We start from the raw sequence: 25,149 nt of genomic DNA, 5'->3' as shown, positions 1-25,149 counted from the left end.
TGGTCCTTCACCGCGCCCACGCTACGCACCACCACCGACACTTTCCGCGCGGGGCGAGCCGCCCCGCGCGGAAAGCCCGGCTATCGCACCACAAGCACCGTGTGGGTCCCGCCGGAAACGGTCAGCGGACCCGCCGCGCGAAGCGGACGCCCGTCCAGCAGCACCAACCGGCCGCCGGGCACCACGAGCGACCCGGAGGTCCCGCGCGGGGCGGTCACCGTCAACGAGAACACCGAACCCTGCTGAGACCACGAAGCCGACAACGCGCCCTTCGGCGTCGGCACCGCTCCCCGCGCCCACGAAACCGCGCCCGGGTGCGGCGAAACCGTCCAGGTCGCGAAGCCCGGCGACGTCGGCGAGACGCCCAGCAACTCGTTCGTCAGCGCGGGCACGACCCCGGTCGACCAGCCGTGCGCGGCCGAGGTGTACCCCTGCTCGTAGTGCGAACCGCCCTCGCCGATGCCCTCCCACGCCGTGATGCCCGGGTCGTGCGTGGCCATCCAGCCGTACATCCGCTTGATCTGGTCGATCGCGGACGCCGTCTGCCCGGTCCGGAACCGCGCCTGCAGCTCGGGGAACGACGTGAACGCGTACACGCGCTTCGTGCCGTCGCCGACCAAGGTGTCGTTGTCCATGAACGGGTTCCCGTACGGCAACGCACCCGCCGCGAGCCGCGCCAGCGCCGAAGTGGCCTGCGCGGGAGACGCGATCCCGGCCAAAACAGCGTGGCTGTTGCCGTCCTGGCCGTGGCGCACCGCGCCCGTCGCCGAATCGAGGTACGCGCCGGCCGCCGGATCCCACAAATAAGCATTCACCGCCGCCGAGACGCCCGAAGCCCGCGAAAGCCACCGATCCGCGTCGGCCGGGTGCCCCGTCGCGCGCGCCAGGCCGGCCGCGCCTTGAAGCGCCCGGACGTACAACGCGTTGTAGTACGTCACCTCGCCCGTACGCGGCAGGAAGGCGTAGTCGCCGTAGCCGCCGGTGCCGTTGAGGCCCTTCGCGAGCAACCCGCGCGAATCGGTCACCGACGGATACCAGCTGTCGAGCGCCTTCACGAGGTGCGAGTAGTACGAAGCCGCGTACGCGGTGTCGCCGGAGTAGAGGACGTAGTCCCAGCTCGAGGTCACCCACCAGAGCGGATAGTCGAACAGCGGCAACGTGTAGTTGTTGATGGACGCGGGCGGGATCCAGCCGTCCGCGCGCTGGTGGTCGGCCAGGTCGGCGAGGACGTTGCGCGCCGCCGTGCCGTCCTGATGCGTCAGGTACTGCGTCAGGCCGGAGACCGCGACGTCGCCGACGTACGGGTCCCGGTCACGCTTCGCGCCGTCGTGCAGCACCAGCTTCCCGTCCAGTGACGGCGAGAACGCGCCCCGAGGGTCCACATCGGACTCCCGGAAGGTGTCCATGCCCAGCTCGTTCGTGTAGGACGCCGCGTACCAGTACTTGTTGAGGTCTTCGTCGGACGACTCGAACCAGCCGCGGTAGGTCGACGGCGTGCCGAGGAACGGCGTGAACTCGAGCGAGACGCCGCTGATGCGCACCTCGCCGGACGGCTGAGCCAACGGTGCGTCCGAGGCCAGCGCGTCGAGGCTGATCCGCAGGTAGCGGAAGCCGTGCAGGCCGTCCGCGCACACCTGCGTCCCCGACGCGCAGCCCTTGGTGTCCCGCCAGACCGTCGGCGCCGCGGGCACGGCGAACTGGTCCGTGCCCGGCCCGCCGGAGAAGTCCGAACGGGTGAAGTCGGAGCGTTCGCCCAGGTACTGGAGGGTCTCCGAGAACGCCAGCCGCACGCCGGGCCGGTTCGCCGACGCGCCCGCGAACGCGATCTTCGGGTACCCCGCGACGACCTGGCCGAAGTCGACGACGGCGGTCGGCACCGGCGGGTCGGCGACCACGCCGGGCCACACCTCGGCGACGCGGCTGAACTCGCCGGACGGGGTGCTCTGGTCCTTGGTCACGGTGATCCGGACCTGCGCCGCAGACACCGGCCGGTCGAAGGTGACCGCCCGCTGCACCGCCGTGTTGCCGCTGACCGTCGCGGCCACCCGCCACGCGCCCGCGTCCAGCACCTCGACCGTGAAGTCCTGCGGCACGCCGTCCACATTGGACAGCACCGTGACGCCCGGCAGCGTGACCGGCGCGCCCGCGGTGATCGTCAGGACGTCGGGGTAGCCGCCGATCGTGTCGTCGTTCCAGAACGTGCCGGTGTTGCCGTCGACGGCGTTGCCGGGATCGTAGGTCCGGGGCTGCCCGTTGCCGCCGTTGTTCGGCGCGTGGAACGACGACGCGGCCGCGGTGGTGCCCGCGGGCCACACCGGCTTCGGCGGCGGCGCCTGCCGCTTCAGCACGGCGACACCGCGGCCGAGCAGGCCGTTCGGGTTCGCGACGTCTCCGGTGGTGGACAGCACCTTCACCGGCCGGACGTCCCGGCTCGCCGGTGCGACGACGTACTTCTGCCAGCCGGGCGCGGCATCGGCGGGCGCGGCGACCACGCCGCTCGCCACCAGCACCGTGACCGGCAGGACTGCTCTGAGCCACTTCATCGAGGCCTCCGCAGGCGCATTGAATCGTTTCAAACACTGAGCTGAGATTCAATCTGCGATAGCGGTGCCAACGATGTCAACGGACCGGGCGCATCCTGTCCGGCAGGACAACCCGGGTGGCGGCTCAGTTCCCGCCGGCGATGAACCCGCGGACGGAGTTCGCGACGAGCTCCACGGCGATGGCCGCGAGCAGCAGGCCGGCTACCTTGGCCAGCAGCGTGATGCCGCTTTCCTTGATCAGCCGGATGACGAGACCGGAGTACCGCATGCAGAGGTAGATGACGAAGTGGGTGGTGACGATCGCGAGCGCCAGGGCGATGTACGCGCCGATGTGCCCGTCGGCCTGCCGGACGAACACGATGGTCGCGGCGATCGCGCCGGGCCCGGCCAGCAGCGGGGTGCCGAGCGGCACGAGGGCGACGTTGACGTCCTCGGCCGCCGCCTCGGGCTCGTGGCCGTTGCTGGTGAGCAGCTGCAGGGCGATCAGCAGGAGCAGCAGCCCGCCCGCGCCCTGCAGCGCGGGGATGCCGATGCCGAGGTAGGCCAGGATCGCCTGGCCCGCGACCGCGAACAGGCTGATGACCAGCAGTGACACCAGGACGGCCTGCCGGGCGGCGCGCGCCCGGGTCGCCACCGGCTTGCGGCCGACGAGGCTGAGGAACACCGGCACCGTGCCGGGCGGGTCCATGATGACGATCAGGGTGATCGTCGCGCTCATGAAGAGCTTGGCGTCGAAGACGTCGGCGAGCGCCATGTCAGCCCTTCACGACCTGGAACCCCGTGGCGCGCGAAGCGAGCTCCTCGAACTGCCCGGGGTCGGTGGTGCACTCGCCGAGCGCGATCGTCTTGTTGGTGCCGTGGTAGTCGCTGGACCCGGTGAAGACGAGCCCGAGCTCGCCGGCCAGCTCGCGGGTGCGGGCCCGCGTCGGCGCGTCGTGGTTCGGGTGGTCGGCCTCGACGCCGGTGAGCCCGCGCGCGGCCAGCCCGGCGAGGGTGTCCTCGCTGATGGTGGCGCCGCGGCTGAAGGCGAAGGGGTGCGCGACGACCGTGACGCCGCCGGCCGCGGCGATCATGTCGATGGCCTCTTCGACCGGCGTGTCGCGCCGGGCGACGTAGTAGCCGCGGCGGGGGCTGAGGTAGTCGGCGAAGGCCTCGTCGACGGACTTGACCAGCCCGGCCCGGACCAGCGCCTGGGCCAGGTGGGGGCGCCCGGGCGGGGAGTCCTCGGGCAGCAGGCCGAAGATCTCGTCGATGTCGATCGGGAGGCCGTCGGCGGCCATCCGCTCGGCCATCCGCCGCAGCCGCGTGCGGCGCTCGAGCCGCAGCCGGGTCTGCTCGGTGACGACGGGCTCGGACGTCGGGTCGAAGAGGTAGGCGAGCAGGTGGACGCTGATTTGCCGGCCGGTCTCGGGGTCGGTCGACACCGTGGACAGCTCGGCGCCGGGGACCAGCGTCAGCCCTGGTGACACCGCTTCGGAGGCGGGCGCCCAGCCCGCGGTGGTGTCGTGATCGGTGATCGCGACGACGTCGAGCCCGGCTTTCGCGGCCGCGGCGACGAGCCCGGCCGGCGTGTCGGTGCCGTCGGAAGCGGTGGAGTGGGCGTGCAGGTCGATGCGCATCGTGTCCATTGTCGACGATGCGGTGCGTCACACTGCGGCCGGGACACCCCGGCGCACGTCACCCGACCGGCTTCTTGCCCCGGGCGGCCCGCTGGGCCTTGATCATGGAGAAGCGTTCGGCCTGCTTTTGCTTGTCACCGAAGACCAGCTCGGAGATCGTGTCGTAGAACTCTTCGGGCCGCGGCAGGAAGTCGATCTTGTTCAGCGCCTGGATCTGACCGGCCGACTCGACCACCATCGTGCCGTAGCCCATCATGCGGCCGGTGGCCGTGCGGACGTAGCTGAGGTCGGTGACCTTGCTGATCGGCATCATCAGCACCTTGGTGGTGAACACCCCGGTGGTCATGACGAACCGCTTGTCGGTGACCACCAGGCGCTCGACCCACCACTCCATCACCACGTAGGCGAACCGCAGCACGACGAGCAGCGCCACGTACCAGAGGATGTTCTGGCCGATGTACAGCGCCGGTGGCAGCAGGTAGGACACCAGCACGCAGACGGCCAGCAGCGCGGCCGCCTCGAAGGTGTCCCAGAGCAGCACCGCCCAGTGGCGGCGGATCCGGATGACCCGCCGCTCGGTGTCGAGGAGGTACTCGTCGGGGTCGCGTGGCGCGAACATGGTTCGAGGGTAGCCCCCGATCAGCCCTTGAACACGTTGCTGACGAAGGTGATCACCGATTCGGCCGAGCTGCGGAGGAATTCGATGATGTTGCCGACGAGGCCGGCGGCCTGCCCAGGCTGGGCGATGACGAAGAACAGCACCAACGCGATACCGGCGAGGCCCGCAATCTTCTTCACGTTCACCGCGATCAAATCCCGTCTCTTACGGTGACACCGGACAACTGCAGAGAACTTGACTTTTTACGTTGTACCGCACTGAACAGGCGCAGGGGAGGAAAGTCCCGCGCTTGGGTCAGCACGCGGTCCGAAGTGTACCGTATGGCTACTCTCCGTGTACAGGACATCGGTTTTCACCTCGGTCACGTCTACCCTTCGGGACATGCAGAGCCTTCCCGGCACCACAATCCGCTGCGTCGGCGGGGTCGTGTTCGACCCCCGGGGCCGGTTGTTGCTCATCCGGCGCTTGAACAACCCCGGTTCGGGGCAATGGTCGCTGCCGGGTGGCCGAGTCGAACCGGGCGAAACGGACAAAGAGGCGGTGGTCCGGGAGCTTTCCGAGGAGACCGGGCTGGACGTGATTCCCGGCACACTGGTCGGCGCGGTGCGGCGGGGGCCGTACGAGATCTTCGACTACGCCTGCGAGGTCGAGGGCGGGGTTCTCACGGCCGGTGACGACGCATCGGAGGCCCGTTGGTCCGATGCGGCAGACCTTGCCGCGCTGGAGGCCGCCGGGGAGCTCGTCGACCTCCTCTACGTCACGCTCCGCGACTGGAACGTGCTCCCGGCCGCCTGAACTACAGCGGCAGCCAGGTCATCCGCTGCCCGTGCGGCGCGGTCCGCGCCAGGGCGTGCGCCTCGGCCTTCCCGTCCTCCCACCGCACGACGCCCAGCGTCGCGAGCCCGTCCGCGCCCGAAAGCTCGTCGCGGCCCGGCAGCACGAGCTCCAGCCCGGCCCCGTAGAACTCCTCCGAGACCCACCACACCGGCCGCGAGGACGCCAGCTCGGCCAGCGCCGAGACGAACGCCGCCCGCTTCTCGGCCGCGAAGTACCCCAGGGCGTGGCTCGTCAGCACCACCAGGGGGCCGTCCAGCGACGCCGCCGCCGAGGCCAGGTCGTCCACTCCGTCCCCGGCGATCAACCGCGGCCGGTGCTTCGCCTGCTCGGCCGCCGCCGTGCGCAACAGCCGGATGCGGTCCGGCTGGTCCGCCCAGACGCACGCCTCCAGCCACGCCAGCTCGTCCTCGTCCGAGAGGTCCACCGGGGCCCGGTCGAGGCCCGCCCGGTCGAGCAGGGCCAGCTTCTTCGGCAGCTTCGGCACCACCGCACCCGGCACCAGGTCGAGCGCGCAGTGCAACCCGACCGCCGCCTTGGCCGGCCCGGCCGTCAGCTGGTCGCCGCCGTCGCACTGGTAGCGGTAGCCGAACCGGTCCAGGCCCAGCAGCAGGCCCGCGCTGCAGCCGACCTCCAGCAGCGAAACCTTCCTGCCCGCTTCCTTCGCCGCCCGCGCCACGCCCGGGTACAGCAGCGCCGCCCGGCGAACCTCGTTGGTCTGCGTGTAGCGCGCCGAAATCAGCGCCCGGGCCTTCTCGGCCCGCTCCAGCAGGAACGACCGGAACAGCGGCCAGGTCTCCGAGTCGACGCCGTCGAAGCCGCCCAGCGACGGGTAGTAGCGCGAGAGCGGGTGGATGGGGTCGGCCTGCACGAGGCGGTGCGCGACCGCCATCAGCAGCGTCCCGCGCACCTCGCCGTCGCGCGCGACCGACAGCAGCCCGGCGACGTCGTCGTCCGCGGCGGCCCGCAGCGCCAGGTGTTCGTACAGCGGCGAGACCCCGCGGGCCTCGACTTCCGCGAACGTGCGGAGTATTCCCTTGATCCCGTCCAGGTCCATCAGAGCCTCATTCGTGCGGCACCGGCCGGCCCGGCTGCTCGCCGCCCCGAGTCTCCCCGTACGAGCGCTTCGGCACCATCACCTTCCGCCGGAAAGTGCACACGATCAGGCCGTCCTGCTTGTAGCCGCGCGTCTCGACGTACACGACGCCACGGTCGTCCTTGGACTTCGACGGCGTCTTGTCGAGCACCTCGGTCTCGCCGTAGATCGTGTCGCCGTGGAAGGTCGGCTTGACGTGCTTGAGCGACTCGACCTCGAGGTTCGCGATGGCCTTGCCGGAGACGTCGGGCACCGACATCCCCAGCAGCAGCGAGTAGACGTAGTTGCCGACCACGACGTTCTTCCCGAAGTCGGTCGTCTCTTCCGCGTAGTGCGCGTCGAGGTGCAGCGGGTGGTGGTTCATGGTGATCAGGCAGAACAGGTGGTCGTCGTATTCGGTGACCGTTTTGCCCGGCCAGTGCTTGTAGACCGCACCGACCTCGAACTCCTCGTAGTACCGACCGAACTGCACTCGTTCTCTCCGTCCCCGTAACGCCGTGTGAGGCTGGTACGACACGCATCCGTAGTGAGGAGTACCCTCAACCATCGGTGTTCGCGCGTCAACGCGAGCCCCACCACTGTTGCCGCCCGACCGAAGGAGGTGAGGAACTCGATGAGTAGTGGCGATAGTCCGCTCCCTAGTAGTCCCAGCGTTCCCACCTCACCGGCCGGCCGGCTCATCTCTCGGTAGGCCTTCTCCTCCGGGAACGCTGGTGTGTCGCCGGGCGGACGCGTTTCCCGCCCCTGGTCCGTCGTCTCGCACGACCACGCACGACACCAGGAGATCCCATGCCTGCCATTCCCTCGCTCGGCGGCCTTCGCGGCCGCGGCAACAAGAGCGCCGGCCCGGTCCGCCCGATTCCGGTACCGCTGTCCGCGTACGTCGTCGATTGCGCGGTGTACGTCGGCGGTGAGCGCCTGCCCGGCCGCTGGACCCACTCCGAGGCGATCAAGGAGGTCCGGAAGCGGCACGAAGGATTCGTCTGGATCGGCCTGCACGAGCCGGACGCCCAGCAGATCCAGGGCGTCGCGGACACGTTCGGCCTGCACGAGCTGGCGGTCGAGGACGCCCTCGAAGCGCACCAGCGGCCGAAGCTGGAGCGCTACGACGACACGCTGTTCCTGGTGGTCAAGACCGTGCGGTACGTCGAGCACGAGTCGCCGACGACGGCGAACGAGATCGTCGAGACCGGCGAGCTGATGGTGTTCCTCGGCCGCGACTTCGTGATCACCGTGCGGCACGGGAACCACTCGGGGCTGGCGCGGCTGCGCCGCGAGCTGGACGAGGACCCGGAGCGGCTGCAGCTGGGCCCGTCCGCGGTCGTGCACGCGATCACCGACCACGTCGTCGACCACTACCTCGACGTCACGGGCCGGATCGAAAACGACATCGACGTCATGGAGGCGCAGGTCTTCGCGCCCCGCTCGCAGGTCAGCGCCGAGCAGATCTACCTGATGAAGCGGGAGGTCCTCGAGCTGCGCCGGGCGGTGATGCCGCTGGCCACGCCGATCCAGCGCCTGGCCGAGGGCTACACGCGGCTGGTGCCGGACGACGTCCGCTCGTACTTCCGCGACGTCGCCGACCACCTCACGACGGTGTCCGAGCGGGTCGCGGCGTTCGACGAACTGCTGTCCACCCTGGTCGACGCGACCGTCGCGAAGATTTCGCTGCAGCAGAACACCGATATGCGCAAAATCACGTCGTGGGCGGCGATCATCACCGTGCCGACGATGATCGCGGGCATCTACGGGATGAACTTCGACTACCTGCCCGAGCTGCACTGGAAGTTCGGGTACCCGCTGGTCATCACCGTGATCCTGGCGATCTGCCTGTTGCTGTACCGAATATTCCGGAAGAACGGCTGGCTCTAGGTCCCCCTTTCTTTCCCACCGGATTCGGAGAATTCGTGATGCCTCGCATGCTGTCCAACTTGAAGTTCTGGGCGCTCGCGCTCAGCCTCGTCTGGATCTTCGTCATCACTTTCGTCATCGTCGCCGACCCGGGGTTCGCGCACGGCATGAAGTGACGGCCCGGGGTCGTACCCTGGGTCCATGCCGAAAGCGCTGGTCGTCTCCGACGAGGTCGACGAGCGGTTGTGGACCGACGCGGTCCGCACCGTCTCCGTCGACCTCGTCATCGCCGCCGGCGACCTGCCCTACGACTACCTGGCGTTCCTGGCGAGCGCGCTCGACGTGCCGTGCGTGTTCGTGCCCGGCAACCACGACCCGGACCTGAGCGGCTACACCCGCTACGGCGGGCTGTCCATGAAGGACGGTTTCCCCACGGTGTGGCCCGGCCCGGCGGGCGGCATCAACGCCGACGGCCGGCTCGTCGACGTCGCCGGGCTGCGGTTCGCCGGGCTCGGCGGCTCGATCCGCTACAACGACGGGCCGAACCAGTGGACGCAGCGCCAGCAGGCGCGGCGGGCCCGCGGCCTGGTCCGGCGCGCCCGGCTGCGGCGGTGGCGCGACGGGCGGGACGTCGACGTCCTGCTGACCCACTCGCCGCCGCTGGACCTGGGCGACCGCCCGGACCCGCCGCACCGCGGGTTCAAGTGCCTGCACCCCACGATCGCGGCGCTGCGCCCGAAGTGGCTGCTGCACGGGCACATCCACCCCCACGGCGAGCCGGTGCCGGACCGGGTCGTCGGCACGACCCGGATCCGCAACGTGGTGGGCCACCGGATCATGGAGTTCTCATGAAAGAGACGGGATTCCCCCGCGCCGACGCGGAAAACGACTTCCTCCGCGCGCGCCGGGGCCAGGTGCTCTCGCGGCTTTCGACGTGGCTGCGCCGCGAGCCCGACGACGTCAACATCATGCTGCCGTTCCACGAGGTGGTGGAGGCGCTCGGCTACCTCGGCGAGCACCGGATCGGGCTGCGGGTCATCAAGCTGGAGTCGATCGTCGGCACGGTCGACCGCAGCCGCGACTTCGACCGCCGCTTCCGCCCGACGTCGGCCCGCGTCCGCGAGCGCTGGGAACGCCTGGCCCTGGCCGCCCGCCGCGGCGAGGAGATCCCGCCGATCGAGGTCTACCGCGTCGGCGAACTGCACTTCATCATCGACGGCCACCACCGCGTGTCGGTCGCGCTCGCGCAGGGACTGTCCACAATAGAGGCATTCGTGACGGTGGTCCGCACCAAACTGGACCCGAGCGGCATCCGCCACCGCGGCGACCTGATCGTCAAGGACTACCGGCGGCTGTTCCTGGAGCGCGTCCCCCTGACCGGCCACGCGCGCGCGTCGGTGATCGTGTCGGACCCGTGGGACTACGCGAAGCTGGGCGAGCACGTGGAAGCCTGGGGCTTCCGGCTGATGCAGGACGAGGGCAAGTTCAGCGACCGGCCGAGCGTGGCGCAGCGCTGGTTCGAGGAGGAGTTCGTCCCGGTGGTGGGCATGCTGCGCCAGGCGGGCCTGATCGGCGACCGGACGGACGCCGAGGCGTACATGTGGGTGGCGGCGGAGCGGTACCGGCTGATCCGGACCCACCGCTGGGACGACGACGTGATCGAGAAGCTGCGGTCGCGGGAGCACTAGAACCGTCGGTCGGACCGCCGGAAACTACCGCCGCAGCCGGAAGACCGACGAGAAGGTTGATGGTGCTCAAGATCTTGACCTGGGCGAACCGAACGACCGAACCGGCGCCGGATACCGCCTCAGCACGTCAGAAACCCAACCCCGGCGTCAACGCCAAGCGCCGCACTTGCGCGAGGGTCAGCGTCGGCTCCGGGCGCTGCTTCGGCAAGCGGACGCCGGCGCGGTCCAGGACTCCGCTGTTGTTAGACCAGAACTGCACGACCGCCTCCGGCGTGGCCAGTGCCACGCGGTGGGTCAGGATGTCGGCGGAACTGAGCGTCGACATCCACAGCAAGCCCTGCGGGGTCGGTTCCGTGCGGCAGAGGATCTCGTCCGGTTCTTCGCACGGCGGGCCGCCCGAGTTGGGGCTGGGCACGATCAAGAGGTACACCGATCCGGAACCGCGTGCGTCGGTCACCCGGACCCCCATGTGGAACAACGCGTCCCGGGGCGCGTCCCCGGCCGGGTCGGCGATCAGGCGGAACGGGTCCGCCGGCGGGGTCTCCCCCGGGAGCGTCAGCCGGGTGATCTGCGCGTCCGGCGGCAGCAGCGAGCGCACCGCGCGCCCCACCGCGCAGCTCAGCCGGTCGACCAGGGCCGCGCGCGTGTCCGAGGCCGTCGGGCAGGGCGTGTTCGCGACGTCGCCCCGGTGCGGCAGCACCACCACCGCCAGCCCCAGTGCCAGCACGATGACGGCCACGGCCACCGCCGCCGTGAGCAGGTGCCGGCGGCGGGACCGGCGGGCCGCGGCGAGCACCGCCGCCCCGGACAGGCCGATCGGGGGCTCGTCCTCGGTGACGTACGCCGTCAGCAACGACCGGACCTCTTCCATCACCACTCCTCTCCGGTCTGCGACGGCAGGACCGCGCGCAAGGCTTCGACCCCGCGGGCCGTCTGGGACTTGACCGTTCCGTCCGCGATCCCCAGCAGCGTCGCGACCTCGCTCACCGGAAGGTCTTCGAGGAACCGCAACACCACCATCGCCCGCTGCCGGGGCGTCAGCCCGGCCAGCGCCCGCTCCACGTCGAGACGCAACGACGTGTCCCGGCCCGACGGCGACTCCCGCTCCGGCACCGACGAGGTCACGTACTCGCGCCCGGAATCCCGCCGCCCGGCCAGGAACAGGTTCAGCAGGACGCGGCGCGCGTAGGCGTCGACCGTGCCCGGCCGGATCCGGCGCCAACGCCGGTACAGCTGGACGAACATCGCCTGGACCAGGTCTTCGGCCGCGTGCCAGTCCCCGCAGAGCGCGAACGCCACGCGACGGAACCGCTGGACCCGCGCGGCGAAGTACTCGCTGAAATCGAGGTCTCTCGGCACCCCACCCTCCTTCTCCCCCCTTACTAGTGCGCGAAGGGCCGGAAAGGTTCAAGCGTCCCCCGTGCGAGCTACGCGCAGGTGCCCACCCGATGGGGACGATTCCCGCACGCCGCGGCCCTAGCGTTCGGGCACAGGCCGCGGGACGGACGCCGCGGGTGGGACGAAGGGGTTTTCATGAGGGTCGTTTGGCAGCTGCTGGCCGTGGCGGCGGTCGCGTTCGTGGGCAGTCAAGGCATTGCCGCGGTGGACAACCCGTGGTTCACGCTGGTCTTGGGTGGCCTGACCGCCGTGCTGGCGGTGGTCGTCTACCGGTGGGTGGTGCGGCGGACCGAACACCGGCCGGTCACCGAGCTCGCTCGGCCGGGCGCCGGGCTCGCGACCGGGCGCGGGGTGCTGATCGGGCTCGCGCTCTTCGGCGCGGTCATCGCGAACATCGCCCTCCTCGGCGACTACCAGGTCCGCGGCTGGGGCTCCGTTCCGGGCGCGGTGGGCCTGCTCGGCTTCATGGCCGCCGCCGCGGTGACGGAGGAGCTGCTGTTCCGCGGCGTCCTGTTCCGGATCGTCGAGGAGCGCACCGGCACCGGGATCGCGCTGGTGCTGACCGGCGTGCTGTTCGGGCTTTCGCACCTGTTCAACCCGCACGCCAGCCTCTGGGGCGCGATCGCCATCGGGATCGAAGCCGGCGGCCTGCTGACCGCCGCGTACGTGGCGACGCGCCGCCTGTGGGTGCCGATCGGCGTGCACTTCGGCTGGAACTTCGCCGCGGCCGGGCTCTTCGGCACGGAGGTCTCGGGCAACGGCACCCCGCAAGGACTCCTGGACGCCGTGACGTCCGGGTCGCCGATCGTCACCGGCGGCGACTTCGGTCCGGAAGGAAGCCTGTACTCGGTGCTGGTCTGCGCCCTGGCGACGTGCGCGTTCCTGTGGCTCGCCCGCCGGCGCGGCCTCCTGGTCCCCCGCCGCAAGCGCGCCGAGCGGGTCGACGCCGTCACTACACTCGCCCCGTGATCGATCACCGGCGGCTCCTGGCACGCTGGCGCCGGCTGGACCCCGTGCTCCGCGATCTGCCGCTCGGCCTGCTGTTCCTGGCGTCGGCGTTCGTGCCCGCGCTGCGCAACCACGGGACGGAACTCGGCGGCCTGCCGGCCCGGTCCTTCGACGCGCCGGCCATCGGGGTGCTCCTCCTCGAAACCCTCCCGCTCGCCGTGCGCCGGCGGTGGCCGGTGCTGTGCCTCGCCCTGGTCTCCCTCGGCTTCGCCCTCGACCAGCTCCGCGGCTACCACTCGGTCGCGGGCACCGCGCTCGCCGTCGCCCTGGTGAGCGCGGGCGCCTACGTCAACCGGCGCCGGCGCACCACCGCACTGCTGTTTTCCGCGGCGTACGCGCTGCTCGCGGTCGTTCTCCTCCGGTTCGGTTCCGAGCCGCTGGTGGAGTTCGGCACGTTCTACCTCCTGCTGGCGTTCGGGTGGGGCATCGGCGCGTGGCTGCGCTCCACCCGGGCGGCGGAAGCGGACCGCCGCCGCCGCGTCGCCGAGGACACGCTCGCCGCGGAACGCACCCGCATCGCCCGTGAGCTCCACGACGTCGTCACCCACCACGTGACGGCGATGGTCGTGCAGGCCGAGGCGGCCCGGTACCTGACCGCCGCACCGGACCGGCTCGACCGGACCCTGACGGCGATCACCGACACCGGCCGGCGGGCCATCACCGACCTGCGGCACCTGCTCGACCTGCTCAACCCCGACCACGAGGCCAAGGCGCCGGCCGAAGGCGGCCTGCTCGCCCTCGTCGAGCAGGCCCGCCAGGCCGGGCAGCCGGTGGAGTTCACCGAGGAGGGCACGCCCGCGGAGTCCGCCGGCAGCGCCGACCTGGTGGCCTACCGGGTCGTGCAGGAATCCCTGACGAACGCCCTCAAGCACGCCCGCGGCAGCCGCACCTCGGTCGAGGTGCACCACGGCGAACGCGAAATCGCCGTGGCGGTCAGCACGGCCGGTTCCGGGAGCACGTCACCGGGCGGGAGTGGCCGCGGTCTCGCCGGGCTCCGGGAACGGGTCGGCGTCCTGGGCGGCGACTTCAGCGCGGGCCGCGACGGCGCCGGTTTCACCGTGTGCGCCCGGATCCCCACCGGGAACCCGGCGTGAGCGCGCCGCTGCGGGTCCTCGTCTGCGACGACCAGATGCTGATCCGCACCGGGCTGGTGACGATCATCGGCGCCCAGCCCGGCTTCGAGGTGGTCGGCGAGTGCGGCGACGGCCGGGCCGCGGTCGACCTCGCCGGCCGGCTGCACCCGGACGTCGTCGTGATGGACGTGCGGATGCCGGTGCTCGACGGCATCGAAGCCACCCGCCTGCTGGCCGGGGCCGGCGTGCCGCACCCGGTCAAGGTGCTCGTGCTGACGACGTTCAACCTAGACGAGTACGTCTACGAAGCACTGCGCGCGGGCGCCAGCGGGTTCCTGCTCAAGGACGCGCCGCCGGACCGGCTGCTGCACGGGATCCGGACCGTGGCCACGGGCGCGGCGCTGCTGGACCCGGAGGTGACGCGCCGGCTCGTGGGCCGGCACGCCGCCCGGATCCGGCCGGCACCGGGTGCCGCACCGGAGGTCCCGCTGACACCGCGCGAGCTGGAGGTCCTGCGCCTGCTCGCCGAGGGCCTCTCCAACAGCGAAATCGCCGTGCGGCTGGTGATCAGCCAGGAAACCGTCAAGACGTTCGTGTCGCGCATCCTCACCAAGCTGGACCTGCGCGACCGCGTCCAGGCCGTCGTCTACGCCTACCGCCACGGCTTGGCGACGTGAACGGGCCTCCCCGGAGGGAGGCCCGTTCGACGCGAGGAACTACATGTGCACGGCGCCCGGCGCCGCTTCGCCCTTCGGGACGCCCGGGCGCAGCAGCAGGCCGCTGAGCACCGCACCCGCCACGTAGATCACCGCGGCCCAGGTGAACGCCGTCGTGTAGCTCTCGATCGACGCCTCGGCCGCCAGCTGCGGCGTCGGGGTCTTGCCCTCGATGTAGGCCGCGGCCGCGTTGCCGGCCAGCGTGCTCAGCAGCGCCGTGCCGATCGAACCGCCGACCTGCTGCATCGTGTTCACCGCGGCCGACGCGACGCCCGCGTCGTGGGCCTCGACGCCGAACGTCGCGACGCTCATCGCCGGCGCCATCGCCAGCCCGATGCCCAAGCCCATCACCAGCAGCGGGCCCAGGACACCGGACGCGTACGTGCTGTCCAGGCCGATCCCGCTCAGCCAGAAGAGACCGCCGGCGGCGATCGCCATGCCGGTCGGCACCAGCGGCCGGGGGCCGAACCGCGGCAGCAGCACGGCCGTCGCCGAGGTGGCGGCCAGCATCAGCGTCGCCACCATCGGCAGGAACCCGAGGCCGCTCTGGATCGGCGTGAACTGCAGGTTCTGCTGCACGTAGAACGTCAGGAACAGGAAGATCGCGAACATCCCGATGGCGAGCAGGAACATCGCCAGGTAGGAGCCGCCGCGGTCCCGGTCGAGCAGCACGCGCAGCGGCAGCAGCGGGTGCGCGACGCGCTGCTGCAGCCAGACGAACACGCCCAGCAGCGCCACCCCCGCGACCAGGAAGCCCCAGACCGACACCGCCGACCACGAGTCCGACTCGGCGTTGGCGAAGCCGTAGACCAGGGCGAACAGGCCGGCCGACGCCGTCACCGTGCCCGGCAGGTCGAGCTTCGGCCGCGGGCCCGCGTCCCGCTGGTTGCGCAGCAGCGCCGAGCTGCCGGCGAACGCGATGACGGCGAAGATGATGTTGACGAACATGCACCAGCGCCAGTCGAGGTACTCGGTGAGCACGCCGCCGAGCAGCAGCCCGACCGCCGCGCCGCCACCGCCGATGGCGCCGAACACGCCGAACGCGCGGCCGCGCTCCTTCGGGTCGGTGAACGTCGTGGTCAGCAGCGAAAGCGTGGCGGGCGCGAGCAGCGCGCCGAACACGCCCTGTGCTGCGCGGGCGACCAGCAGCATCTCGATGTTGGTCGCGAAGCCGCCGAGCGCGGACACCGCGGCGAAGCCGGCCAGGCCGACGAGGAGGGTGTTCTTGCGGCCGAAGAGGTCGGCGAGCCGGCCGCCGAGCAGCAGCAGGCTGCCGAACGCGAGCGCGTAGGCCGTGACGACCCACTGCCGGGCGTCGTTGGAGAAGCCCAGGTCGACCTGGGCCGAGGGCAGCGCGATGTTCACGACGGTCGCGTCCAGCACGACCATCAGCTGCGCGACGCCGATCATCACCAGGATCAGCCAGCGTCTGGCGTGGTGCGGGTTTTCGCCGGCGCGCGTGTCCCCCGACGGCGCGACGGCAAGTGTGGACTCGGGCATGGAGTGTCCTCACGGAAAGTGATCAAAAGACTATGTGGAGTAGATATCTCCCCTTACTCGACCCAAGGTACACAAGAACCGGAGAGGACGCCTCTACTTCAGGAGCTAGACTGGGGGCATGGCACGGGACGCTGGTCCCGCCGCACCGGCGCGGCCGCTGCGGCGTGACGCTGAACTCAACCGCCGTCGCATCCTGGCGTCGGCCCGCGAGGTGTTCGGCCGGCGCGGGCTCGAGGCCACGCTGGACGACATCGCGCACCACGCCGGCCTCGGCGTCGGCACGGTCTACCGCCGCTTCCCCAGCAAGGAACACCTGGTCGAAGCGATGTTCGCCGAGCGGATGGAAGAAATCGGCACGCTGGCGGAGAAAGCGCTGAAGGCCGAAGACCCCTGGCAGGCGTTCGTCGACTTCACCTGGAAGTCGATCGAACTCCACTCGGGCGACCGCGGCCTGCGCGAGATCATGCTGTCGAACAAGTTCGGCCACGAGCACGTGGCCGAGGAAAAAGCGCGCTTGGTGCCGTTGATCACACGGCTCGTCGAGCGGGCCCAGGAGGCGGGCGGCCTGCGCGCCGACTTCTCCCCGACGGACACCCCGCTGCTGCACATGATGATCGGCTCGGTGATCGAGTTCACGTCCGCGGTCGAGCCGGACCTGTGGCGCCGCTGCCTCGCGATGCTGCTCGACGGCCTGCGCGCCCAGCCCGGCAAGCCGTCGAAGCTGCCGAGACCACCGCTCGGCGTGGACGAGGTCGACGAGGCGATGTCCTGCTGGCGCCCCTGACGCACGAAGCGCCGGCGACCCCCTCGGATCACCGGCGCCCCGGACGATGCGGCATCACTCGGACGGGATGACCGCCCACATGATCAGGTAGGCCACGAACTGCGGCCCGGGCAGCAGGCACGACAGCACGGCCAGCAGCCGCACGGTGCCGGTCTTCATGCCGTACCGCTGGGCCAGACCCGCGCAGACGCCGCCGATCATGCGACCGTGGCGGGGACGGGACAGTCGTCGGGTGACCGGTGCGCTCATCGTCGTTTCCTTTTCCCTCGAAGTTCGATAGCTCCACTTCACCACTCGAGTACCCGCTTCCGCATCGCTCGCGGGATGGATCGCTCCCTTAGGGGACGGCAAAGCCGAAAATGATTCAGGACGGCGGCGAAACCCGCTCGCCCGCTCCGGAATCCGCCTGAACTGCGGGTTCGGCCGGAGCGATCCGGAGAATATTGAAAGATGTCCCCGTCAGGGCTGGTTTTTCCGCGCGATGTGGTGATACTTGCACCCCGTGTACCCGCGTCCGAAAAGCTTGGCCGTCGCGATGCTCTGCGCCCTCCTCGCCGCTGGGTGCGCCACCACCCAGGCCGCGCCCGAGCGGGATTCCGGGCCCACGCCGCTGACCGCCGCCGGCGCGCTCGGGGACTTCGGCGACGTCGACTACTGCAGCCTGCTGGACGTGCCCAAGGTGGCGCCCGGCGCGGTCGCCGTCCCGACGTTCGAGAGCTGCCACGCCACCGCCGGCCCGCGCACGATCCTCGTCGGGCCGCTGGCCTTCGACTCCGACCCGAACATCCAGCCCTACGACTACGCCGGGCCGGTGCCCGACGGCGTCGCGGTCCAGCAGTCGATGTTCAACGACCGCAGCGCCTGCACCCGCGCGATCACCTTCGCCGACGGCAACCGGCTCGACCTCTCGGTCGCCGACGACGCCGGCGACCAGGCCGCCCGCTGCGAGGTGGCGGACGCCGCCGTCGGTTCGGCGCTGGCCGCGATCACCGCGCACCGGGTCGGCCGGCTGACGTTCCCGGACCGCTCGTGGGGCCGGGTGGCGCCCTGCGCCCTGCTCGACGACCACGACCTCGACGCGGCCGCCGGTCCGGGCAGCCAGCCGGCGACCGGGCTGTCCGGGCACAGCTGCATCCGCGGCAAGGTGAGCCTGAAGCTGACGGTGGAGACGACGCCCCCGGACGGTCCGGCCGAGCAGCTCGGCGGCCGCGAAGCCCGCGTCCGGCTGGCCGAAGCGTTCTGCGTGGTCGACACCACCCAGCCGGCCCCGGGCCTGCCGGGGCGCCGTGAACTGGCCGAGATCAGCGTCGTCGAGACAGCCGGTATGGCGGGCGACGGCACGTGCGCGGCGGCCCGCACCGCGGCGGCGTCGATCCTCCCACGCCTCCCCACGCCCTGACGGGTCGTGAGTGGTAAGGCGGGTTAGAACCCGCCTTACCACTCACGACCGCTGCGGCAGACCTAGTCCTCGTAGGTGAGGTTCTTGCCGTTCGACGGGTCGAACAGCTTGATCTTGTCCGCGTCGTACCAGATCTCGAGGTCGGCGTTCTCCGCCGCCGACGACTCCGCCGAAAGGCGGGCCACGACCTGGGACTCCGCGCCCGGCACGTCCGCGGACCCGCTGTCCGCGGCCAGTTCGGCCAGCTCCGCCGCGGTGGCGGCTTCGCCTTCCAGCGTGAAGTGGGCGAACTTCTCCGAGCCCATCGACTCGAGCACGTCGATGTGCGCGGTGAACGTGCCACCGCCCGTCTTCTGCCCGGCCTCGACCAACGTCGCGTCCTCGAAGTGCTCCGGCCGGATGCCGACGATGACGTCGCGGGGCGCGTTCGCCCGCTCCACCAGCCGCCGGACGCGGTCGGTCAGCGGCGTGGCGCCCAGTGCGCTGCGCAGCTCGTTGTTCTCCATCGTCGCCGGGACGAAGTTCATCGACGGCGAGCCGATGAACCCGGCCACGAACAGGTTCGCCGGGTTGTCGTAGAGGAACTGCGGCGAGCCGATCTGCTGCACGTACCCGCCCCGCAGCACCACGACCCGGTCGCCCAGGGTCATGGCCTCGGTCTGGTCGTGCGTCACGTACAGCGTCGTCGTGCCGAGCTGCTTCTGGATCTTCGACACCGACGTGCGCATCTGGCCGCGGAGCTTGGCGTCCAGGTTGGACAGCGGCTCGTCCATCAGGAACGCCTTGGGGTTGCGGACGATCGCCCGGCCCATCGCGACGCGCTGGCGCTGGCCACCGGAGAGGTTGGCCGGCTTGCGGTCCAGGTGCGGGGTCAGGTCGAGGATCGTCGCCGCTTCCTCCACCTTCGCCCGCACGGTCTTGTCGTCGACCTTGGCCAGCCGCAGCGGGAAGGCCATGTTCTCCCGGACGCTCATGTGCGGGTAGAGCGCGTAGGACTGGAACACCATCGCGATGTCCCGGTCCTTCGGCGCCTTCTCGTTGACGCGCTGCCCGTCGATCCGCAGCTCGCCGGAGGAGATGTCCTCCAGGCCGGCCACCATGTTCAGCGTCGTCGACTTCCCGCAGCCGGACGGGCCGACCAGGATGATGAACTCGCCGTCGGCGATGGTGATGTCCACTTCGGACACGGCGAGGGCACCGTCGGGGTACTTCTTCGACACCTTGTCGAGCACGATCTCTGCCATAGCGCTACCCCTTCACCGCACCGGAGGTCAGCCCCGCCACGATGCGACGCTGGAAGAACAACACGAACACAATGATCGGGACGGTGATGACGACCGCGGCCGCGCTCACCTGCCCGGTCGGGTCCTCGAACTGCGAGGCCCCGGTGAAGAACGACAGCGCCGCCGGCACCGTGCGCGACGCCGTGGTCGACGTCAGCGAGATGGCGAACAGGAAGTCGTTCCAGCAGAAGATGAACACCAGGATCGCCGTGGTGAACACGCCCGGCGCGGCCAGCGGCGCGATCACCCGGCGGAACGCCTGTGCCGGCGTCGCGCCGTCCATCTTCGCCGCCTTTTCCAGCTCCCACGGGATCTCCCGGAAGAACGCCGACAGCGTGTAGATCGACAGCGGCAGCGCGAACGTGATGTAGGGCAGGATCAGCCCCGGCCACGTGTCGAACAGCCCGATGTTCCGCTCGATGTTGAACAACGGCGTCACCAGCGACACCTGCGGGAACATCGCGATCAGCAGCGACAGCCCGACGAGCAGCTGCTTGCCGGGGAAGTCCAGCCGGGCGACCGCGTACGCGGCCATCGTGCCCAGCACCACCGCGATCACCGTCGAGATGATCGCGATGCCGATCGAGTTGACCAGCGCCAGCAGGAATTCCGACGTCTGGAAGATGTCCGCGTAGTTCTGCCAGGTCCACGCCTGCGGGATGAACGACCCGTCGGTCAGCGTGTCCTTGGTCTTGAACGACAGCGAAACCACCCAGAGCACCGGCACCAGCGCGAACACCAGCACGAGGATGTCGACGAGGCCCCAGCGAACTTTGCGGCCCGTCGTGACGGTTCCCATCGCCATCAGCGCTTACCCCCACTGTCCGAACCCGGTGCGGCCGTGCCGAACACCTTGATGAAGAGGAAGGCGATGATCGCCACCGTGATGAAGATCAGCACCGCCATCGTCGACCCGATGCCGAGGTTGAGCCCCTTCACCAGATTGTCGTAGGTCTGCATGGACACCGATCCGGTGTCCTGCGCGCCGTTGGTGAGCACGTAGATGTTGTCGAAGATGCGGAACGCGTCGAGCGTGCGGAACAGCAGCGCCACCAGGATGGCCGGCTTCATCACCGGCAGCATCACCTTCGTGAACCGCTGCCACGCGCTCGCGCCGTCCATCGCCGCCGCCTTGAGCAGGTCGTCCGGCACCAGCGCCAAGCCGGCCATCAGCAGCAGCGCCATGAACGGCGTGGTCTTCCACACCTCGGCGCCGATGATGATGAACAGCGACGGCCACTGGTCGGTCAGCGGCGCCGCGTCGGACGCCAGCATGTTCGCCAGGTACCCGGTCTTGGGCGTCCACGCGTAGTACCACGAGAACGCCGCGACGACCGTGACGATGCCGTACGGGATCAGCGCGACGGTGCGGACCAGGCCGCGGCCGACGAGCGTCCGGTGCATGATCAGCGCCAGCGCCATGCCGAGCACGAACTCGATCGCCACCGACACCACGGTGAGGAACATCGTGGTGCCGAACGCCGTCCACCAGTACGAACTGGACAGCACGGCGGCGTAGTTGTCGAAGCCGATGAACTGCTGCTGCGCCGGGAACCGCAGGTCGTACCGCTGCAGCGACAGCCAGATCGAGTAGAGGATCGGGTAGCCGGTGACCGCGATCATCACGAAGAACGCGGGCGCGCACAGCCACAGCCCGAGCCGCCGCTCGGCCTTCTTCCCTTCGGAGAGGGCGGGTTTGCCCTTCTTGCCGGTGGTCGCCTCCCCGGCGACCGTGGCTCCGGCGGTGCCGGCCGGGGTCGAGTCCTGGACGGTCACGGGATCACTCCCTTCGACTGGAGCGCGTCACCGAGCTCCTCGCGCAGCCTGTCCGCGGTGGCCTTCGGATCGATTTCGGACGGCGGCGACAGAACCTTCGACATCACCGTCGACATGTTCTGGTACGCCGGGGTCAGTGGCCGCACCGCGGCGGTCTTGAGCGCGGCGAGGATCGCTTCGCGCATCGGGTACTGGCTCGCCATGTTCGGGTTGTCGGCCGACGCCGGCTTCCCCGGATCGAGCGGAACGTCGTTGTGGTACACCGATTCGATGCTCGGCGGCACACCGTCGTTGATCGCGGAGATCTTCTGGCTTTCCGGGCTGCGCAGGCACAGAGCCGCCTCGAACGCCTCCGGCTTGTGCTGCGAATAGGTGCTCACCGCCAGGTCGAACCCGCCGATCGTGGTCCGGGCGGGCATGCCGGGCGCGGCCGCCGGGTAGACCGCCCACTTGAAGTGCGGGAGGTCCGCCTTCTTGTCCTTGGCGTAGGCGGCGTAGACGTACGGCCAGTTGAGCTGGAACGCGGCCTGGCCGCGCTGGAACGCCTGCCGGATGTCGTCTTCCTTCATGTTGCTCAGCGACGGGTCGGTGAGCCCCGAGGTCGAGACCTTCTTGAGCAGTTCCAGCGCCTTCACGGCACCTTCGTCCATCACCACGGACTTGCCGTCGTCGGACAGGATGTGCCCGCCCATCGACGCGACTAGCGTGTTGTAGAAGACGACCAGGCCTTCGTACTGCGCGCCGGTGAACACGATTTCGTAGGGCTTGCCCTGTCCCTTGAGCTCCTGGGACTCCCGCATCATTTCGTCCCAGGTCGCCGGCGGTTTCGGCGTCACCCGGTCGTCGTACCAGAGCAGCTGCACGTTGGTGTTCTTCGTGGCCGCGTACAGCTTCCCGTTGTGGGTCGCGGTGTCGAGCGGCCCGGGCAGCACGCCTTGGGACGCCTCCGCCTTGTTCGCGCCGGTCCATTCCTCGGCCCAGCCGGCTTCGGCGAACTCCGAGACCCACGTGACGTCGAGCCCCAGGATGTCCATGGCGGTGTCGCCCGCGGCCAGCCGGCGCGCCATCTGCAGCCGCTGGTCGTCCGACCCGCGCTGCAGCTTGTTGTAGATGATTTCGTACTTGCCGGCCGCCTTCACGTTGCAGGCGTCGACGACTTTCTGGAAGTTGTCCTCGGGCGACATGTAGATGTTGATCTTCAGCCCGGAACTCGTCCCGCACCCGGCCAGCATGCCGGTCACCAATGCCCCTGCCCCCAGCAGGACGGCGGTGCGGCCGGGCGAACGTCCTCGTTTGCCCGCGCCGATCCTCTTCCCCATAAGGCCTCCTCACCCGCGTGCACGCCGGTTACCGCGGCACCCGGTGGGCACCGCGACGCGATGAGGCGAAACCGCGCCAGCACCCCGACGTGCTAGTGCTCGGGCCGCCGCGCTGGTGGGGCGAGGCCGCCCGACTGGTGTCGGCCAACTTATGCCGGGCGATCACACCCCGCAAGCAGTATCGGTAACGATTCAGCCCACCGCGCGTCGAATCGTGATTTTTCCCTGGTAGAGGTGGGGTTTTTCAAGGGTTCGCCGACGGCGGCTTCAGCGCCAGCTTGGCCAGCAGTTCCCGGCCCTGTTCGGCCGAGCGCGGCTGGCACAGGACGTCGTAGCGGCCGGCGACGAGCTGGCTCGCCGAGGAGAAGTCCCGGCGGCCCCGCGACATGCTGTACCCGATCGCGGCGAACATCAGCCCGGACAGCACGCCGAGCACCAGCCCGGTGAGCACCTGCAGCGCGAACCCCTGGTTGACGAACAACCCGAGCAGCAGCCCCGCGAACAGGCCGAACCAGGCCCCGGACACCGCGCCGGTGCCGAGCACGCGGCCCCAGCTGAGCTTGCCGATCACGCGCTCGACGAGCATCAGGTCGACCCCGACGATCGTGACGTCGCCGACGGCGAACTCGCTGTCCGCGAGGAAATCGACCGCCTTCTGCGCCTCGCCGTAGGTCGCGTACGACCCGATCGGCCAGCCTGTCGGCGGGGTTGGCAGCCGCGGGAGGCCACCGGGCGCCCGCCCCCCGCCAAAGGGACTACTCACCATCATCACCTGCGCACTCGTGGGTCCGGGCGTCCATCTTGTCAAGAACACCCGGACCGTGCGAGCCGCTTACCCCGAAAGGCCGGGCGGTCGTTTGTCGACAGAGCGACAAACGTCGCTCAAGACCGCGATTTGTACTCCCGCAGCAGCCCCCGGCTGATGATGGTCTTCTGGATCTCGCTGGTGCCTTCGCCGATCAGCAGGAACGGCGCCTCGCGCATCAGCCGCTCGATCTCGTACTCCTTCGAGTACCCGTAACCGCCGTGGATGCGGAACGAGTCCTGCGTGACCTCCGCGCAGTACTCCGACGCGATCAGCTTCGCCATCCCGGCCTCGACGTCGTTGCGCGCGCCGGAGTCCTTGAGCCGGGCCGCGTTCACCATCATCAGGTGCGCCGCCTCGACCTTGGTCGCCATTTCGGCCAGCTTGAACGCGACGGCCTGGTGCTCGGCGATCGCCTTGCCGAACGTCTTGCGCTGCTGGGCGTACTCCACCGCGAGCTCGAACGCCCGGATCGCGATGCCGCAGGCGCGCGCCGCGACGTTGACGCGGCCGACCTCGACACCGTCCATCATGTACGCGAAGCCCTTGCCCGGCGCCTCGCCGAGCACCATGTCCGCGCCGATCTTGTAGCCGTCGAAGACCGCTTCGGTCGTGTCGACGCCCTTGTAGCCCATCTTGTCGATCTTGCCGGGGATGGTGAGCCCGGGCGCCACCTCGCCGAAGCCCTCCGGCTTCTCGACCAGGAACGTCGTCAGGTTCTGGTGGGGCTTCTCCGCGCCCTCGTCGGTCTTGACCAGCAGCGCGATCAGGTTGGACGAGCCGCCGTTGGTCAGCCACATCTTCGAGCCGTCGATGACGTAGCCGTCATCGGTCTTCTTGGCCTTGGTCTTGATCGCGGCGACGTCCGAGCCGAGGTCGGGCTCCGACATCGAGAACGAGCCGCGGACCTCGCCGATGGCCATCCGCGGCAGGAAGTGCTGCTTCTGCGCCTCGGTGCCGTGGCGGGAGATCATGTGCGCCACGATGAAGTGGGTGTTGATCACGCCGGACACGCTCATCCAGCCCCGCGCGATCTCCTCGACGACCAGCGCGTAGGTCAGCAGCGACTCGCCGAGCCCGCCGTACTCCTCCGGGATGGTGATCCCGAACAGGCCCATCTCCTTCATGCCCGCGACGATGTCGGCGGGGTAGGTGTCGGCGTGCTCGAGCTCCTGCGCGTGCGGGATGACCTCCTTGTCCACGAACTGGCGGACGGTCGCGAGGATCTCCGACTGCACGTCGGTCAGGCCGGCGGTCTGGGCGAGACGGGCCATCACGGCTCCCTTTCCGGAGTAGGACGCCGCTCCCGGCGCTGGGTTACCGGTGAGTATGACCCGAAAGCCGTCACCCTGCTATGAGGGCGCTCACGCTCAGCGGGTCCGGCCCCGTAAAGTGCGGCGGGGAGGGGAGAGATCATGAGTTACCCGCAGGACCCGAACAACCCGTATGGCCGGCAGCCGCCGCCTTCGGGCGGCTACCAGCAGCCCGCTTACGGCCAGCAGTACCCGGGCGAGCAGTACCCGGGCGGCGGCTACCCGCAGTACCCGGGCTACCCCGGTTACGCCGGGATGCAGGGCCCGCCGCGGGAAGGCTCGGGCCTCGCGGTCGGCGCGCTGGTCTGCTCGATCCTCGGCATCTTCCTGTGCGTGCTCGTGACCATCGCGGGCATCATCATGGGGCACATCGCCTACGGCAAGGCCAAACGCGGCGAGGCCGAGGGGCAGGGCGTCGCGATGGCGGCGATCGTCGTCGGGTACGTCGGGATCGCCCTCGGCATCGGCCTCACCATCCTGTTCATCTCGATCGCCGCCGCCAACGGCGCCTTCCACTGAGCGCCG

27 protein-coding genes are annotated in these 25,149 nt (G+C 70.0%); 10 read left to right on the top strand and 17 right to left on the bottom strand.

Annotation, left to right across the window (positions count from 1 at the left end):
* Positions 1–80: 80 nt before the first annotated feature.
* From AB0M30_RS07110 to AB0M30_RS07090, 5 genes are all read right to left on the bottom strand, one after another.
* On the bottom strand, positions 81–2,543 hold the full coding sequence (locus AB0M30_RS07110; RefSeq protein ID WP_364580960.1) for an alpha-L-rhamnosidase C-terminal domain-containing protein: 2,463 nt from the start codon (positions 2,541–2,543) through the stop codon (positions 81–83).
* A 124-nt stretch (positions 2,544–2,667) separates the two neighbouring features.
* Positions 2,668–3,297, bottom strand: a complete 630-nt coding sequence (locus tag AB0M30_RS07105) for a MarC family protein (RefSeq protein ID WP_013223009.1) — start codon at positions 3,295–3,297, stop codon at positions 2,668–2,670.
* Between the two features lies 1 nt (position 3,298).
* The gene (locus tag AB0M30_RS07100) at positions 3,299–4,171 is read right to left on the bottom strand and encodes a PHP domain-containing protein (protein WP_364580956.1); all 873 of its coding nucleotides are present in this window, start codon (positions 4,169–4,171) and stop codon (positions 3,299–3,301) included.
* Positions 4,172–4,220: 49 nt separating this feature from the next.
* Positions 4,221–4,781, bottom strand: a complete 561-nt coding sequence (locus tag AB0M30_RS07095) for a PH domain-containing protein (RefSeq protein ID WP_003095467.1) — start codon at positions 4,779–4,781, stop codon at positions 4,221–4,223.
* A 20-nt stretch (positions 4,782–4,801) separates the two neighbouring features.
* A complete protein-coding gene (locus AB0M30_RS07090; RefSeq protein ID WP_199191129.1) occupies positions 4,802–4,966 on the bottom strand; it encodes a hypothetical protein in 165 nt (54 codons plus the stop codon).
* 196 nt (positions 4,967–5,162) lie between these two features.
* Between AB0M30_RS07090 and AB0M30_RS07085 the strand changes: the two genes are divergently transcribed.
* Positions 5,163–5,576: an NUDIX domain-containing protein gene (locus AB0M30_RS07085; RefSeq protein WP_364580953.1), complete on the top strand. Its 414-nt coding sequence runs from the start codon at positions 5,163–5,165 to the stop codon at positions 5,574–5,576.
* Between the two features lies 1 nt (position 5,577).
* Here the strand turns inward: AB0M30_RS07085 and AB0M30_RS07080 are convergent, their stop codons facing one another.
* Together AB0M30_RS07080 and AB0M30_RS07075 are read right to left on the bottom strand one after the other, a co-directional pair.
* Entirely contained in the window at positions 5,578–6,672 is a 1,095-nt protein-coding gene (locus AB0M30_RS07080) for a DUF2332 domain-containing protein (RefSeq protein WP_364580951.1), read from the bottom strand.
* Positions 6,673–6,679: 7 nt separating this feature from the next.
* Positions 6,680–7,258 (bottom strand): MaoC family dehydratase, encoded by a 579-nt coding sequence (locus AB0M30_RS07075; RefSeq protein WP_364580948.1) that lies wholly within the window; start codon positions 7,256–7,258, stop codon positions 6,680–6,682.
* A 242-nt stretch (positions 7,259–7,500) separates the two neighbouring features.
* On the opposite strand from AB0M30_RS07075, the gene corA reads away from it, so the two are divergent.
* The 3 genes from corA to AB0M30_RS07060 all read left to right on the top strand — a co-directional run bounded on the left by corA (position 7,501) and on the right by AB0M30_RS07060 (position 10,250).
* A complete protein-coding gene (gene corA, locus AB0M30_RS07070; protein ID WP_103336635.1) occupies positions 7,501–8,583 on the top strand; it encodes a magnesium/cobalt transporter CorA in 1,083 nt (360 codons plus the stop codon).
* 180 nt (positions 8,584–8,763) lie between these two features.
* On the top strand, positions 8,764–9,414 hold the full coding sequence (locus tag AB0M30_RS07065; RefSeq protein WP_364580945.1) for a metallophosphoesterase: 651 nt from the start codon (positions 8,764–8,766) through the stop codon (positions 9,412–9,414).
* Positions 9,411–10,250: a chromosome partitioning protein ParB gene (locus AB0M30_RS07060; RefSeq protein ID WP_364580943.1), complete on the top strand. Its 840-nt coding sequence runs from the start codon at positions 9,411–9,413 to the stop codon at positions 10,248–10,250. Before AB0M30_RS07065 ends, AB0M30_RS07060 begins: the two co-directional genes overlap by 4 nt.
* A gap of 127 nt (positions 10,251–10,377) precedes the next feature.
* On the opposite strand, the gene AB0M30_RS07055 is transcribed toward AB0M30_RS07060, so the two are convergent.
* Entirely contained in the window at positions 10,378–11,121 is a 744-nt protein-coding gene (locus AB0M30_RS07055) for a hypothetical protein (protein WP_364580940.1), read from the bottom strand.
* On the bottom strand, positions 11,121–11,609 hold the full coding sequence (locus AB0M30_RS07050; RefSeq protein WP_364580937.1) for a SigE family RNA polymerase sigma factor: 489 nt from the start codon (positions 11,607–11,609) through the stop codon (positions 11,121–11,123). Before AB0M30_RS07050 ends, AB0M30_RS07055 begins: the two co-directional genes overlap by 1 nt.
* 174 nt (positions 11,610–11,783) lie before the next feature.
* Here AB0M30_RS07050 and AB0M30_RS07045 point away from each other — a divergent pair, with 174 nt between their 5' ends.
* The 3 genes from AB0M30_RS07045 to AB0M30_RS07035 are packed head-to-tail and all read left to right on the top strand — an operon-like array spanning position 11,784 to position 14,406.
* Positions 11,784–12,617, top strand: coding sequence for a type II CAAX endopeptidase family protein (locus AB0M30_RS07045; protein WP_364580934.1), 834 nt, complete (start codon positions 11,784–11,786; stop codon positions 12,615–12,617).
* A complete protein-coding gene (locus AB0M30_RS07040) occupies positions 12,614–13,750 on the top strand; it encodes a histidine kinase (RefSeq protein ID WP_364580931.1) in 1,137 nt (378 codons plus the stop codon). The genes AB0M30_RS07045 and AB0M30_RS07040 overlap by 4 nt, the downstream gene beginning before the upstream one ends.
* Complete coding sequence (locus AB0M30_RS07035) at positions 13,747–14,406, top strand: response regulator transcription factor (RefSeq protein ID WP_360173119.1); 660 nt, start codon at positions 13,747–13,749, stop codon at positions 14,404–14,406. Before AB0M30_RS07040 ends, AB0M30_RS07035 begins: the two co-directional genes overlap by 4 nt.
* 39 nt (positions 14,407–14,445) lie before the next feature.
* On the opposite strand, the gene AB0M30_RS07030 is transcribed toward AB0M30_RS07035, so the two are convergent.
* Positions 14,446–15,945 (bottom strand): MFS transporter, encoded by a 1,500-nt coding sequence (locus AB0M30_RS07030; RefSeq protein WP_364580928.1) that lies wholly within the window; start codon positions 15,943–15,945, stop codon positions 14,446–14,448.
* Between the two features lie 118 nt (positions 15,946–16,063).
* On the opposite strand from AB0M30_RS07030, the gene AB0M30_RS07025 reads away from it, so the two are divergent.
* On the top strand, positions 16,064–16,729 hold the full coding sequence (locus AB0M30_RS07025) for a TetR/AcrR family transcriptional regulator (protein ID WP_364580926.1): 666 nt from the start codon (positions 16,064–16,066) through the stop codon (positions 16,727–16,729).
* Positions 16,730–16,783: 54 nt separating this feature from the next.
* Here the strand turns inward: AB0M30_RS07025 and AB0M30_RS07020 are convergent, their stop codons facing one another.
* Positions 16,784–16,978 (bottom strand): PspC domain-containing protein, encoded by a 195-nt coding sequence (locus AB0M30_RS07020; RefSeq protein WP_093948666.1) that lies wholly within the window; start codon positions 16,976–16,978, stop codon positions 16,784–16,786.
* 286 nt (positions 16,979–17,264) lie between these two features.
* On the opposite strand from AB0M30_RS07020, the gene AB0M30_RS07015 reads away from it, so the two are divergent.
* Complete coding sequence (locus AB0M30_RS07015; RefSeq protein ID WP_364581249.1) at positions 17,265–18,128, top strand: hypothetical protein; 864 nt, start codon at positions 17,265–17,267, stop codon at positions 18,126–18,128.
* A gap of 62 nt (positions 18,129–18,190) precedes the next feature.
* Here AB0M30_RS07015 and ugpC read toward each other — a convergent pair whose 3' ends face one another.
* The 6 genes from ugpC to AB0M30_RS06985 all read right to left on the bottom strand — a co-directional run bounded on the left by ugpC (position 18,191) and on the right by AB0M30_RS06985 (position 24,585).
* Positions 18,191–19,372 (bottom strand): sn-glycerol-3-phosphate ABC transporter ATP-binding protein UgpC, encoded by a 1,182-nt coding sequence (gene ugpC, locus AB0M30_RS07010; RefSeq protein ID WP_364580923.1) that lies wholly within the window; start codon positions 19,370–19,372, stop codon positions 18,191–18,193.
* 4 nt (positions 19,373–19,376) lie between these two features.
* Entirely contained in the window at positions 19,377–20,216 is an 840-nt protein-coding gene (locus AB0M30_RS07005; RefSeq protein WP_364580921.1) for a carbohydrate ABC transporter permease, read from the bottom strand.
* Positions 20,216–21,187, bottom strand: a complete 972-nt coding sequence (locus AB0M30_RS07000) for a sugar ABC transporter permease (RefSeq protein ID WP_364580919.1) — start codon at positions 21,185–21,187, stop codon at positions 20,216–20,218. The genes AB0M30_RS07005 and AB0M30_RS07000 overlap by 1 nt, the downstream gene beginning before the upstream one ends.
* The gene (locus tag AB0M30_RS06995) at positions 21,184–22,506 is read right to left on the bottom strand and encodes an ABC transporter substrate-binding protein (protein WP_364580917.1); all 1,323 of its coding nucleotides are present in this window, start codon (positions 22,504–22,506) and stop codon (positions 21,184–21,186) included. The genes AB0M30_RS07000 and AB0M30_RS06995 overlap by 4 nt, the downstream gene beginning before the upstream one ends.
* A gap of 244 nt (positions 22,507–22,750) precedes the next feature.
* On the bottom strand, positions 22,751–23,275 hold the full coding sequence (locus tag AB0M30_RS06990) for a general stress protein (protein WP_167455155.1): 525 nt from the start codon (positions 23,273–23,275) through the stop codon (positions 22,751–22,753).
* A 113-nt stretch (positions 23,276–23,388) separates the two neighbouring features.
* Positions 23,389–24,585, bottom strand: coding sequence for an acyl-CoA dehydrogenase family protein (locus tag AB0M30_RS06985; RefSeq protein WP_364580916.1), 1,197 nt, complete (start codon positions 24,583–24,585; stop codon positions 23,389–23,391).
* Positions 24,586–24,726: 141 nt separating this feature from the next.
* Between AB0M30_RS06985 and AB0M30_RS06980 the strand changes: the two genes are divergently transcribed.
* Positions 24,727–25,143, top strand: a complete 417-nt coding sequence (locus AB0M30_RS06980; RefSeq protein ID WP_364580913.1) for a DUF4190 domain-containing protein — start codon at positions 24,727–24,729, stop codon at positions 25,141–25,143.
* Positions 25,144–25,149: the final 6 nt, after the last annotated feature.

This window comes from Amycolatopsis sp. NPDC051716 (assembly GCF_040681595.1).
In the GTDB taxonomy this organism is placed as follows: domain Bacteria; phylum Actinomycetota; class Actinomycetes; order Mycobacteriales; family Pseudonocardiaceae; genus Amycolatopsis.
The sequence above is the reverse complement of the archived record's forward strand: the minus strand, read 5'-3'. Positions and strand labels throughout refer to the sequence as shown.